Source organism: Kitasatospora albolonga, assembly GCA_002082585.1.
Classification (GTDB): domain Bacteria; phylum Actinomycetota; class Actinomycetes; order Streptomycetales; family Streptomycetaceae; genus Streptomyces; species Streptomyces stephensoniae.
Genome location: CP020563.1, coordinates 697,110 through 709,260 on the forward strand (window position 1 = coordinate 697,110; position 12,151 = coordinate 709,260).

The following is a 12,151-nucleotide window of genomic DNA, read 5'->3' on the forward strand; positions in this document are numbered from 1 at the left end:
GCTCGTGGGACCTGGTGCGGGAGGGCTGACATGACGATGCTCGTGGTGACGGGTACCGGCACGGAGATCGGCAAGACGGTGGTGACCGCCGCCGTGGCCGCCGCCGCGCGGGGCCGCCGGGTGGCGGTGCTGAAGCCCGCGCAGACGGGGCTCGCGCCCGGGGAGCCGGGTGACGCGGCGGAGGTGGCGCGGCTGGCGGGTGACCATGTGACCGCGGTCGAACTGGCCCGGTTCCCCGAGCCGTTGGCCCCCGCCACCGCCGCGCGGCGGGCGGGGCTGGCCCCGGTGCGGCCGTACGAGGTGGCCGAGGCGGCGCGGAAGCTGGCCACCGGGCACGATCTGGTGCTGGTCGAGGGGGCGGGCGGGCTGCTGGTGCGCTTCGACGACGAGGGCGCCACGCTCGCGGACGCCGCCCGGCTGCTGTCCGCCCCGGTCCTGGTGGTGGCGCCTGCGGGCCTGGGCACGTTGAACGCCACCGCCCTCACGGCCGAGGCGCTGCGGGCCCGCGGGCTGGAGTGCCGGGGCGTGGTCGTCGGCAGTATGCCGGAGCGGCCGGACCTGGCCTCGCGGTGCAACATCGAGGACCTGCCGGTGGCGGCCGGTGCCCCGCTGCTGGGGGCGGTACCGGCCGGTGCGGGTGCGCTGCCGGCCGCCGACTTCGCGGCACGGGCGGCCGGTTGGCTGGCCCCGGAGCTCGGCGGGACGTGGACCGTACCGTCCGTATGACGGGGGCGGGCCGGGCCCGGTGACGTACGGACATGCCTGTACCGCTCCGTACGGGGGAGAATCAGGGGGAGAGCCGACCGCGCCCGCTGCCTCCCGGAGGTCCCTCATGCATCTGCGCAGCAGGAAGCTCCCGCGCGACGCCGTGCACCACCCGGTCTTCGCCCGCGTCTACGCCCGGCTGAGTGTGACGGCCGACCTGAAGGGCGGCGTCGCCGCGTACCGCGAGGAGCTGCTGGCGGGGCTCTCCGGCCGGGTCATCGAGATCGGTGCGGGCAACGGGCTGAACTTCGCCCACTACCCGGGCGCGGTCTCGGAGGTCGTGGCGCTGGAGCCGGAGCGCTCGCTGCGGCAGCTCGCCGTCCGCTCCGGGCTGCGCGCCGAGGTGCCGGTGGACGTGGTGCCGGGGGCGGCGGAGGCGCTGCCGGTCAAGAGCGAGGCGTTCGACGCGGCGGTGGCCTCACTGGTCCTGTGCACGGTACGGGACCTGCCGAAGGCGCTCGCCGAGATCAGGCGCGTCCTGCGGCCGGGCGGCGAACTGCGCTTCTTCGAACACGGGCTGGCCCCGGGCCGGGCTCTGGCGGCGGCACAGCGCACGGCGGACCGGACGGTGTGGCCTCTCCTCTTCGGCGGCTGCCACACGGCCCGGAACCCGCTGGCCGCGATCGAGGCGGCGGGCTTCGAGCTGGGGACGTACCGCAGACTGCGCATCCCGGAGAAGGGCGTGCCGTTCCCCTCCTCCCCCTGCGTGCTGGGCGTGGCCCGCAAGCCGTTCGTTCCGGACATGCCTCATATTTAGGGCGGAGAAGGCCGGTGCCTCACACGCTCCACTGGCGCAGCTCGTCCGCGATGGCCCGCACGTCCGCCTTGCCCTGCTTGACCAGGAGGGCCAGATCGCGCACCTGCTCGGGCGAGGTGATGACCTTCAGCCCGGAGGCGACCAGATAGCCGTAGGCGACGGCCGAGGCGAACATGGCGTTGGAGTGCTCGAGGGCGGGGACGTGCAGCAGCAGCTGGAGCAGGGCGGCGGCCCGCGTGTGCGGGTCGCTGTAGACGGCGCTGCCGAAGATCTCCGCCTCGTGCCGGGCGACCGCGGCGACGAGCGCGCCCCAGTCCACGACCTGGGGGTCGCCGGGGGTCTTGTGCTCGGCGACCATGAGCAGCCAGGAGAGGTCGATCCGCAGGTTCAACGGGTGCCTTCGCGCCGGGTGACTTCCCGCCGGGGGCCTTCGTGCTCCGGGCCGAACTCCTCGGCGAAGACCGACTCGTACTGCTTCATGAAGTCGGCGGCGGCCTCGACGAAGGTGTGTCCCACCTCACCCGCGTCCTGTTTGACGAGCTCCTCTATATAGCGGTTCACGCTGATCCCCCTCTGGAGCGCGCGCTGCCGCGCGGCCTCGGCGGTGGCCTCGTCCACTCGAACGTTCAGCTGCGTCTTGGGCACCCTTCCAAGCTAGCGCGGTCGCGCTAGTACCGGCAAGAGGAAGGGCGCGGGCGCCTTTCGGAAGCGGTCGGCCCCCGGCCCGCGCGGGCTCGAAAGCGGTCGCCTTCCGGGGTGGGCGGGTGGTGGGATGGCCGCCATGAACGATCTTTCGACACGGTCCGCGACGGCGGCCGATCTGGACGAGGTGCTCGCGTTCTGGAAGGTGGCCGCCGAGGGCACCAGCATCAGCGACGACGCCGACGGCATCGCACGCCTGGTGGAACGGGACCCGGATGCCTTGATCCTCGCGGAACGGAAGGGGGTGCTGGTGGGCACGGTGATCGCGGGATTCGACGGCTGGCGCTGCCACCTCTACCGGCTGGCGGTCCATCCGGAGCAGCGCCGCCGGGGCGTGGGCGGCGCGCTGCTCGCGGCGGCGGAGGACCGCTTCACCGCTCTGGGCGGCCGGCGCGCGGACGCGATGGTGCTGGACCGCAACGACCTGGCGCAGCACGCGTGGCGCGCGGCGGGGTACGGGCCCGAACCGCAGTGGAGCCGCTGGGTGAAGCATCTGACGGACTGACTGGCGTTGGTGCACGGTCCAAGGCGGTGCGCGGCGCGGTGCACGGTCCTGGGTGGTGCACGGTCCTGGGCGGTGCGCAGGGTGATGCGGTACGCGGGTGACGGCTGGGCAGACGCTCTACGGTGAGCCTCTTTTCCGTCCCCCGTCTCCTGTCCCCCTCTCCTCCCCGGAGCCGATACCGCGCGGTCCGTCCGCCCCTGCCCGATCATGGGACGGAGGTGAACCGATGACCGAAGTGCTTCTGCTGCTCGTCGCCCTGCTGCTCTGTGTCGCCTGCGGTGCCTTCGTCGCGGCGGAGTTCTCGCTGACCACGGTGGAGCGCGGGGAGCTGGAGCGGGCCGCCGAGCGGGGCGAGCGGGGTGCCGCGAGCGCCCTGAAGGCCGTACGCAGCCTGACCTTCCAGCTCTCGGGCGCACAGCTCGGCATCACCGTCACCAACCTGGTGATCGGGATGCTCGCCGAGCCGTCGATCGCCCGGCTGATCCGCAGCCCGGTCGAGGCGGCGGGGCTGCCTCCGGCCGCCGCGTCGACGCTGGCCCTGGTCATCGGTACGGCCCTGTCGACGGTGGTCCTGATGGTGGTCGGCGAGCTGGTGCCGAAGAACTGGGCGATCTCCTCGCCGCTGGCCGTGGCCAGGGCGGTCGCCACCCCGCAGCGGGTGTTCACCGCCGTGTTCCGCCCCTTCATCAGCCACCTCAACAACACGGCGAACCGGATCGTGCGCCGCCTCGGCCTGGAGCCGACCGAGGAGCTGGCCTCCGCGCGCAGCCCGCAGGAGCTGGTCGCGCTGGCCCGGCACTCGGCGAAGGAGGGGGCGCTGGAGGCGGACACCGCCGAACTCTTCGTACGGACCCTGAATCTGGCGGAGCTGACCGCGGAGAACGTGATGACCCCCCGGGTGCAGGTGACGGCCCTCGACATGCGGGCGACCGCCGAGGACGTGGCGAACGCGACCCGGGCCACCGGTCTCTCCCGCTTCCCTGTCTACCGGGGCAGCCTGGACACCGTGGTCGGGGTGGCCCTCATCAAGGACGTGCTGGCGGTCCCGGCCGACGAGCGGCCCCGTACCCGCGTCTCGGAGATGCTGCGCGAACCCCTGCTCGTACCGGAGACGCTGACCGTGGACCGGCTGCTGGACCAGTTGTCGGGCAAGCTCGCCATGGCCGTGGTGATCGACGAGTACGGCGGTACGGCGGGAGTCGTGACCTTGGAGGACATCGTGGAGGAGGTCGTCGGCGAGGTCCGCGACGAGCACGATCCGCATGAGACGCCCGACCTCGCGCCGGCCGGGGAGGACGCCGACGGCCGCGTCCTGTGGTCGGCCGACGGCGCGGCCCGCACCGACCAGCTGCGCCGGATCGGGCTGCGGGTGCCCGAGGGGCCCTACGAGACGCTCGCGGGGCTGGTCGCCGCCGAGCTCGGCCGGATTCCGACGGTGGACGACACCGTCGAGCTGGCCGGGTGGCGGATCGACGTGGTGGACGCCACGGGCCGCCGGGCCGCGCGGGCGCTGCTGCACGCCCCGCCGCACGGTGCCGAGGAGCGGGCGGAGGGGGGCCGGTGATCGTCCTTCAGCTCTTCATCGGTCTGCTGACCCTGGTGGTCAACGCCTTCTTCGTGGGCGCCGAGTTCGCCCTGATCTCCGTACGCCGCAGCCAGATCGAGCCGGCGGCCGAGGCCGGGAACCGGCGGGCCCGCAGTGTCATCTGGGGGCTGGAGCACGTCTCCGCGCTGCTGGCCGCCGCCCAGCTGGGGATCACGCTCTGCACCCTGGTGCTGGGCATCGTGGCCGAGCCGGCCATCGCCCATCTGCTGGAGCCGGTCTTCGACGCGGTGGGGGTGCCGCATCCGCTGGTGCACCCGATCTCGTTCGTGATCGCGCTGACCGTGGCGACCTATCTGCACATGCTGCTGGGCGAGATGGTGCCGAAGAACATCGCGCTCGCCGAACCGGCCCGCAGCGCGCTGCTCCTCGGTCCGCCGCTGGTCACGGTGGCCCGTGCGCTGCGTCCGGTGATCTTCGCGATCAACGCCTTCGCCAACACCCTGCTCAAGCTCCTGCGGGTGGAGACGAAGGACGAGGTGGCCGCGACGTTCTCGGACGACGAGCTGGCGCGGCTGGTGAAGGACGCCGGGGACGCGGGGCTGGTCGACGACCGTTCGGCGGAGCGGCTGCACCACGCCCTGGAGCTGGGCCGCCGCCCGGTACGGGATGTGGTCATGCCGGTGGACCGGGTGCTGTACACCCGGGTCGGCACGACCCCCGAGGAGCTGGAGCGGCTCTCGCACGAGTCCGGTTTCTCCCGCTTCCCGGTGATGGACAGCGAAGGGCGCATCCTGGGCTACCTCCATGTGAAGGACGCCCTGGACGCCACGCCCCGGGACGCGCCCTTCCCGGTGACGGCCCTGCGGCCGATCGCCCGGGTGCGGGCGGCGACGCCGCTGGACGACGTGCTGACCGCGCTGCGGCGCAGCCGGACGCATCTCGCGGCCGTCCTCGACGAGGATGACCGGCTGGTCGGCATGGTCACGCTGGAGGATGTCCTGCGCGAACTCGTCGGCCGGGCACAGTCGCTCTGAACACGCGCCGTCCGGGGGCTCCCGTACCGGCCGGACGGTATGGGAGCCCGTCACGGTAGAATCGGCGGGTCATGGAATTGAATGCCTCCTACACCAGCCTTGTCGCGGTCGGCGACTCGTTCACCGAGGGCATGTCGGACCTGCTTCCCGACGGCACCTACCGGGGCTGGGCCGATGTCCTGGCCTCCCGGCTCGCGGCCCGGTCCCCCGGGTTCCGGTACGCCAACCTCGCCGTACGCGGCAAGCTCATCAGCCAGATCGTCGACGAGCAGGTGGACGCGGCGGCGGCGATGCAGGCCGATGTGGTGACCCTCGTCGGCGGGCTGAACGACACCCTGCGCCCGAAGTGCGACATGGGCATGGTCAGGGGGCGGCTCGAAGAGGCCGTGGAGTCCCTCGCCCCGTCCTGCAAGAAGCTGGTGCTGATGCGCAGCCCCGGGCGCAACGGTCCGGTGTTCGACCGGTTCCGTCCCCGGATGGAGGCACTGTTCGCCCTGATCGACGATCTGGCCGGACGGCACGGCGCCTCGGTGGTCGACCTCTACTCCGCGCCCTCGCTCAGCGACCCGCGCATGTGGGACGCCGACCGGCTGCACCTGACCGCCGAGGGGCACCGCCGGGTGGCGGAGGCGGTCTGGCAGGCGCTGGGGCTCCCGCCCGAGCTCGACTGGCAGGCGCCGGTCCCCGCCTCCCCGCCGCCGCGCTGGGCGGACCGCCGGGTCGACGACATCCGCTTCGCCCGCCGCCATCTGGGCCCCTGGATCGGCCGTCGGCTCACCGGCAGATCGTCCGGCGACGGCCGGTCGGGCGCCCAGTTCGACACCGGGACGTCCTCGGCCTTCTGGATCACGCCCGCGGACACCACGGCCCCCGGCCCGGTGACGGGGTGGCGCCGGGTCTCCCCGGAGTAGCTCCCCCGAGGAAGGCGCGGAACCGGGGCGCCGCGGCCAGGACTCTCCGCCGCAGCCGGGACTCCTCACCGCAGCCAGGGCTCTTCGTAGCAAGCCACAAACCGGACCGCGGCGCTGGCCTGCAGAAACCGACAGTAGAATCCATGCACGTGACTGCTGTGTCTGCGAAGCCTCGCATCCCCAATGTCCTGGCCGGCCGCTACGCCTCCACGGAGCTGGCCGTCCTCTGGTCCCCCGAGCAGAAGGTGAAGCTGGAGCGTCAGCTGTGGCTGGCGGTGCTGCGCGCTCAGAAGGACCTCGGGATCGAGGTGCCCGACGAGGCGCTGGCCGATTACGAGCGGGTGCTCGACCAGGTCGACCTGGCGTCGATCGCCGAGCGCGAGAAGATCACCCGGCATGACGTGAAGGCCCGGATCGAGGAGTTCAACGCTCTCGCGGGCCATGAGCAGGTCCACAAGGGCATGACCTCCCGGGACCTGACGGAGAACGTCGAGCAGCTGCAGATCCGGCTCTCGCTGGAGCTGATGCGCGACCGCACCGTGGCCGTGCTGGCCCGGCTCGGCAAGCTGGCGGCGGAGTACCGCGAGCTCGTGATCGCCGGGCGCTCGCACAATGTCGCCGCGCAGGCGACGACGCTCGGCAAGCGCTTCGCGACGGCGGCCGACGAGCTGCTGGTGGCCTACGGACGGCTGGAGGACCTCCTCTCGCGTTACCCGCTGCGCGGGATCAAGGGCCCGGTCGGTACGGCGCAGGACATGCTGGACCTGCTGGGCGGCGACGCGGACAAGCTGGCCGACCTGGAACAGCGCATCGCCGCGCACCTCGGCTTCGCCGAGGCGTTCACCTCGGTCGGCCAGGTCTACCCCCGTTCTCTCGACTACGACGTGGTGACCGCTCTGGTGCAGCTCGCCGCCGCGCCCTCGTCGGTGGCGAAGACCATCCGGCTGATGGCCGGCCACGAGCTGGTGACCGAGGGCTTCAAGCCGGGCCAGGTCGGCTCGTCGGCGATGCCGCACAAGATGAACACGCGCTCCTGCGAGCGGGTCAACGGCCTGATGGTGATCCTGCGGGGCTACGCCTCGATGACGGGCGAGCTGGCGGGCGACCAGTGGAACGAGGGCGATGTGTCCTGTTCCGTGGTCCGCCGGGTGGCGCTCCCCGACGCGTTCTTCGCGTTCGACGGTCTTCTGGAGACCTTCCTGACGGTGCTCGACGAGTTCGGCGCCTTCCCCGCCGTCGTGGCCCGCGAGCTGGACCGCTACCTCCCCTTCCTGGCGACCACCAAGGTCCTCATGGGTGCCGTACGGGCCGGGGTCGGCCGCGAGGTGGCCCACGAGGCGATCAAGGAGAACGCGGTCGCCTCCGCCCTGGCGATGCGGGAGCAGGGCGCCGAGCGCAACGAGCTGCTCGACAAGCTGGCGGCCGACGAGCGCATCCCGCTGGACCGGGCGCAGCTGGACGCGCTGATGGCCGACAAGCTGTCGTTCACGGGCGCGGCGGGCGACCAGGTGGCGGCGCTGGTGTCCCGGATCGAGGAGATCACCAAGCAGCACCCCCAGGCCGCGGCCTACGCCCCCGGCTCGATCCTGTGACCGGCACCGCCTCCACCGCATGACCCCCGAAGAGCTGAACGCCGCCCGTGGCCGCATCGTCCCCGATGTGGCCGCGGGTGGTCTGCGGGTGCTCTTCTGCGGGATCAACCCGAGCCTGATGACCGCGGCCACGGGCCACCACTTCGCCCACCCCGGCAACCGCTTCTGGCCGGTCCTGCACCGCTCGGGCTTCACGCCCCGGCAGCTGCTGCCCTCGGAGCAGTCCGAGCTTCTGCCCCTCGGCCTCGGCATCACCAATGTGGTGGCCCGGGCCACGGCTCGGGCGGACGAGCTCGGCGCGGAGGAGTTCCGGGAGGGCGGGGCGGCCCTCACCGAGAGGGTCGAGCGGCTCGCGCCCGCGTGGCTCGCGGTCGTCGGCATCACCGCCTACCGCACGGCCTTCAGCGAGCCCCGTGCCCGGATCGGCCGGCAGGAGCGCACGATCGGCGGTGCCCGGGTGTGGGCCCTGCCCAACCCCAGCGGCCTCAACGCCCATTGGACGATCACGACGATGGCCGAGGAGTACGCCCGCCTCCGCGAGGCCGTGTCGGCATCGGCATCGCACCCTTCCCCCTCGCCCCCTTCCCGCTGACACCCGGGACCGACGATGTGCGTTCCCGGGGAAGCCCCGGTGGGCCCTGCGTCCCGGGCTCAGGCGTCCCGTCGGCCCATCGCCCACCAGCCCGCCAGAAGCGCGGCCGCCACCCAAGCGGCTGTCACGGCGAGCCCTGACCATGGCCCGAGACTCCCCTCCGGATTCTGGTGGAGCACCAGCTGACCGGCACGGTCCGGCAGATACCGCGTCACCGCGGTGGCTGTGCCCGCGAAGACGAAGGGGAAGATCAGCAGGAAGGGTATGAGGAAGCTGAGCACCGCGACCGCACTGCGCAGGAGCGCCGTGAGTCCCGCAGCGAACAGCGCCATCAACGCGAGGTAGATCCCTCCACCGACTGCCGCGCGCAGCACTCCGGGGTGTCCCAGGCCGATCGCGTGCTCCCCCATGAAGAGCTGGCCCACCAGGAAGGCGCTGAAGCTGGTCAGCAGGCCGACGACGAGCGCTGCCCCGCCGATGACCGTCATCTTCGCCGCGTAGAAAAGGGAGCGGCGGGGCACTGCGGCGAGCGATATGCGGAGGGCTCCGCCGAGGAACTCCGAGGAGACCGCCGTCGCACCGAACGCGATGGCAGCGATCTGCCCGAAGTTCAGCGCGTAGAAGGCGTCGAAGACCGGTTCGGCTCCCGCCCGCTCCGCCTGTTCCTGACCGACGGTCCCGAGCGCGAGGACGGTGACGGCGAGCGTGGTCACGAGGACGGCCGCCAGGGAGCCGTGGATGGACCGTACCGATCTGATCTTGATCCACTCGGAGTGGAGGACTGTCGCCGGGGCCATGATCACGCCTCCTGGCGGGTGCTGGTCGTCGATGCGGCGAAGGGAGCCTCGTCCGCCGTGAGGTCGAGATACGCCTGTTCCAACGAGGCCCGCTCATCGGTCAGTTCGAGCAGGGGAATGCCCTCGTCGGCGGCGAGCGTGCCGACCGTCTCCGAGGTGGCGCCGTCGATCGTCCAGCGGTCGTCCTCGGCCTGTACCGCGGTGAGTCCCCTGGCGGCCAGCGCCGATCGGAGCCTGGCCGGTTCGGTCGTCCGCAGGCGTACGCGGGGGCGGCTGCGGGAGTCGAGGAACTCCCGGATCGGTGTGTCGGCGAGGAGGCGGCCCCGGCCGAGCACCACCAGGTGGTCGGCGAAGGAAGCGGTCTCGTTCATGAGGTGGCTGGAGACCAGGACCGTCCGGCCCTCACGCGCGAGCCGCTTCATCAGCTCGCGAATCCAGATGATCCCTTCGGGGTCCAGCCCGTTCGACGGCTCGTCCAGCATCACCACTTCCGGCTCCCCGAGCAGGGCGGCAGCGATACCGAGGCGCTGGCGCATGCCGAGGGAGAAGGTCTTGATCCGGCGTGTTCCCACCTCGCCGAGCCCGGTCTCCTCCAGCACGGCCGCCACCCGCGAGAGGGGTATGCCGTTGCTGACGGCGAGCACGGACAAGTGACTGCGCGGCGTGCGCGAGCCGTGTGCGGCCTGGGCGTCGAGCAGCGCTCCGACGGTGCGCAGCGGCTCGGCGAGCTCGGCGTAGGGCCGCCCGCCTATGGTGGCCGTGCCGCCGGTCGGCCGGTCCAGGCCGAGAACGAGGCGCATGGTCGTGGACTTGCCTGCGCCGTTGGGGCCGAGGAATCCGGTGATCCTGCCCGGTCGCACGCGGAAGCTGAGGCGGTCCACCGCACGGGTGGTTCCGTATGCCTTGGTGAGCTGGTGGACGTCGATGCTGGTCATGTCCCCAAGCCTGGCCGCCGGGCAGGGCGCCCCGCCTCCCCCGTCGGCGGGAATCGTCTCCCTCCCACGGGGGAGCCGCCGTGGGAGGGCCGCTGGGACGATGGAGCCATGCACCGCATCCTCGCGCCGCTGACCAGGGCGGACACCTACAGCCGCTGGTTGCACATGCTCATTCCGGCTGCCGCGGCCAGCGTGTGGTTCTTCGTGTCGGACGCCTTCTGGGCGCCGCTGCTCTTCGCGGTGCCCATCGGTCTGGTCCCCGCGATGCGGCTCGAGGAGGGCCTGCAGGCCCAGTTGCTGCTGACTCCGTCCGAGCGCGGGCAGCCCGACGCCTCCATCGCGGTCGCACCCTCGTCGAGTTGGGCGGAGCGGTGGCGGACCGTGCTCTGGCTGGAGGTGCGGCTCCTGATCTCGGGGGCGGCGATCCTGGCGCTCTGGCTCCCCGTCGCCTCGATCGAGCTCGTCCTGTCGGCGGCGGGCAGGCCGCCGGGCGGGCTGGTCGAGGGGTTGAGCCCGCACGGGTGGAACGTGCTGCTGGCTCCGCTGCCGATCGTTCCGCTGCTTGTCCTGGTGGTGCTCGGGGGCCGGGTGACCACGGCGGCCGCCCGATGGCTGCTGGGGCCGTCCCCGACGGACCGGCTGACCGTGCTGGAGGGGCTGACCGAGGAGCTGTTGGAGCGCAACCGGATGGCCAGGGAACTGCACGATTCCATCGGCCATGCGCTGACGGTGGCGGTGGTGCAGGCCGGTGCCGCGCGTGCGGCGAACGATCCCGCGTTCACCGAGCGGGCGTTGGCCGCCATCGAGGAGACCGGGCGCGACGCCCTGGAAGACCTGGAGCGGGTGCTGCGAGTGCTGCGCGAGTCCGGCACCCCCGTGAGCCGGCGGCCCACGCTGGCGGAGGCCGAGCGGTTGCTCGACTCCGCGAGGAGCTCCGGGGCGAAGGTCGATGCGCGGGTGTCCGGGGATCTCCGCCTGGTCCCGGCGCCGGTGTCGCGGGAGGGGTATCGGATTCTTCAGGAGAGCCTGACCAACGTGCTCCGTCATGCCGGGCCGGTCACCGTCCGGGTGACCATCACGGTCGCCGCCGGGCAGCTGGAGCTGGAGGTGGCCAACCCTCTCTCGGGGGCGGCCGGTCTGCCGGGGAGCGGCAGTGGCCTGCGCGGCATACGGGAGCGGGCCGCGCTGCTGGGCGGGAAGGCACACGCGGAGTCGCGCGAGGGCGAGTGGAGGGTGAGCGTGAGCCTCCCGCTGGACCGCATACGCTGGCCGGATGCCGTTCACCGTTCTTCTGGTAGATGACGAACCGCTCGTCCGGGCGGGCCTGCGGGCCGTGCTGGAGGCGCAGCCCGACATCGAGGTGGTGGGTGAGGCGGCCGACGGTGCCGCGGTGATCCCTCTGGTGAACCGGCTGCGTCCCGATGTGGTGGCCATGGATGTGCGGATGCCGCTGATGGACGGCATCGAGGCGACCCGGCTGGTCCTGCGGACCGTGCCGGACCCTCCGAAGATCCTGGTGGTGACGACATTCGAGAACGACGAGTACGTCTACGAGGCGCTGCGGGCCGGGGCCGACGGCTTTCTGCTGAAGCGCGCGAGACCCGCGGAGATCGTGCATGCCGTGCGTCTGGTGGCCGAGGGAGAGTCGCTGCTGTTCCCGGCGGCGGTCCGGCAGCTCGCGGCCGAGTACGGCACGAGCGAGGCGCGGGCGGCCCTGGAACGGGCCGCGCTCACCGACCGGGAGGAGGAGGTGCTCCGGTTGGTGGCCCGGGGGCTGTCGAACGCGGAGATCGCCGCCGGGCTGACCGTCGGCATCGAGACCGTGAAGACCCATGTCAGTTCGATTCTCGCGAAGTTGGGTGCCCGGGATCGCACCCAGGCGGTCATCGCGGCGTACGAGTCCGGTTTCGTCGCTCCGAGCTGAGCCAGGTTGCGGCTCGGTACCGGGTTGCGGGGCTGCTCGCAGGGCCTGCGAGCAGCGAGTACGATCCGGCAGACATGCGCACGAGCTGGGA

Annotated in this window: 14 protein-coding genes; 10 read left to right on the forward strand and 4 right to left on the reverse strand. The window is 72.3% G+C overall.

Going from position 1 to position 12,151, the window contains the following annotated elements; genetic code table 11:
- The first annotated feature begins 30 nt into the window (after positions 1-30).
- Both B7C62_02900 and B7C62_02905 read left to right on the forward strand, forming a co-directional pair.
- Positions 31-726: a dethiobiotin synthase gene (locus B7C62_02900; protein ARF71319.1), complete on the forward strand. Its 696-nt coding sequence runs from the start codon at positions 31-33 to the stop codon at positions 724-726.
- Positions 727-832: 106 nt separating this feature from the next.
- Complete coding sequence (locus B7C62_02905) at positions 833-1,522, forward strand: SAM-dependent methyltransferase (protein ID ARF71320.1); 690 nt, start codon at positions 833-835, stop codon at positions 1,520-1,522.
- Between the two features lie 19 nt (positions 1,523-1,541).
- Here the strand turns inward: B7C62_02905 and B7C62_02910 are convergent, their stop codons facing one another.
- Positions 1,542-1,913, reverse strand: coding sequence for a fic family toxin-antitoxin system, toxin component (locus B7C62_02910; protein ID ARF71321.1), 372 nt, complete (start codon positions 1,911-1,913; stop codon positions 1,542-1,544).
- The gene (locus B7C62_02915; protein ID ARF71322.1) at positions 1,910-2,167 is read right to left on the reverse strand and encodes an antitoxin; all 258 of its coding nucleotides are present in this window, start codon (positions 2,165-2,167) and stop codon (positions 1,910-1,912) included. The genes B7C62_02910 and B7C62_02915 overlap by 4 nt, the downstream gene beginning before the upstream one ends.
- A gap of 127 nt (positions 2,168-2,294) precedes the next feature.
- Here B7C62_02915 and B7C62_02920 point away from each other — a divergent pair, with 127 nt between their 5' ends.
- The 6 genes from B7C62_02920 to B7C62_02945 all read left to right on the forward strand — a co-directional run bounded on the left by B7C62_02920 (position 2,295) and on the right by B7C62_02945 (position 8,404).
- Positions 2,295-2,729: a GNAT family N-acetyltransferase gene (locus tag B7C62_02920; GenBank protein ID ARF71323.1), complete on the forward strand. Its 435-nt coding sequence runs from the start codon at positions 2,295-2,297 to the stop codon at positions 2,727-2,729.
- Positions 2,730-2,955: 226 nt separating this feature from the next.
- The gene (locus tag B7C62_02925; GenBank protein ID ARF71324.1) at positions 2,956-4,293 is read left to right on the forward strand and encodes a hypothetical protein; all 1,338 of its coding nucleotides are present in this window, start codon (positions 2,956-2,958) and stop codon (positions 4,291-4,293) included.
- Positions 4,290-5,309 (forward strand): hypothetical protein, encoded by a 1,020-nt coding sequence (locus tag B7C62_02930; protein ARF71325.1) that lies wholly within the window; start codon positions 4,290-4,292, stop codon positions 5,307-5,309. Before B7C62_02925 ends, B7C62_02930 begins: the two co-directional genes overlap by 4 nt.
- A 71-nt stretch (positions 5,310-5,380) precedes the next feature.
- On the forward strand, positions 5,381-6,220 hold the full coding sequence (locus tag B7C62_02935; GenBank protein ID ARF71326.1) for a GDSL family lipase: 840 nt from the start codon (positions 5,381-5,383) through the stop codon (positions 6,218-6,220).
- A gap of 158 nt (positions 6,221-6,378) precedes the next feature.
- Complete coding sequence (locus B7C62_02940) at positions 6,379-7,812, forward strand: adenylosuccinate lyase (protein ARF71327.1); 1,434 nt, start codon at positions 6,379-6,381, stop codon at positions 7,810-7,812.
- A gap of 19 nt (positions 7,813-7,831) precedes the next feature.
- The gene (locus tag B7C62_02945) at positions 7,832-8,404 is read left to right on the forward strand and encodes a double-stranded uracil-DNA glycosylase (GenBank protein ARF71328.1); all 573 of its coding nucleotides are present in this window, start codon (positions 7,832-7,834) and stop codon (positions 8,402-8,404) included.
- A gap of 59 nt (positions 8,405-8,463) precedes the next feature.
- On the opposite strand, the gene B7C62_02950 is transcribed toward B7C62_02945, so the two are convergent.
- Positions 8,464-9,207 (reverse strand): ABC transporter permease, encoded by a 744-nt coding sequence (locus tag B7C62_02950; protein ARF71329.1) that lies wholly within the window; start codon positions 9,205-9,207, stop codon positions 8,464-8,466.
- On the reverse strand, positions 9,204-10,136 hold the full coding sequence (locus tag B7C62_02955) for a multidrug ABC transporter ATP-binding protein (GenBank protein ID ARF71330.1): 933 nt from the start codon (positions 10,134-10,136) through the stop codon (positions 9,204-9,206). The genes B7C62_02950 and B7C62_02955 overlap by 4 nt, the downstream gene beginning before the upstream one ends.
- Positions 10,137-10,244: 108 nt before the next feature.
- On the opposite strand from B7C62_02955, the gene B7C62_02960 reads away from it, so the two are divergent.
- Together B7C62_02960 and B7C62_02965 are read left to right on the forward strand one after the other, a co-directional pair.
- Positions 10,245-11,438 carry a two-component sensor histidine kinase gene (locus B7C62_02960; protein ID ARF76959.1) on the forward strand — a complete coding sequence of 398 codons (1,194 nt, stop codon included), beginning with the start codon at positions 10,245-10,247 and terminating at the stop codon, positions 11,436-11,438.
- Complete coding sequence (locus B7C62_02965; GenBank protein ARF71331.1) at positions 11,410-12,060, forward strand: DNA-binding response regulator; 651 nt, start codon at positions 11,410-11,412, stop codon at positions 12,058-12,060. Before B7C62_02960 ends, B7C62_02965 begins: the two co-directional genes overlap by 29 nt.
- The last annotated feature ends 91 nt before the right edge of the window (positions 12,061-12,151 follow it).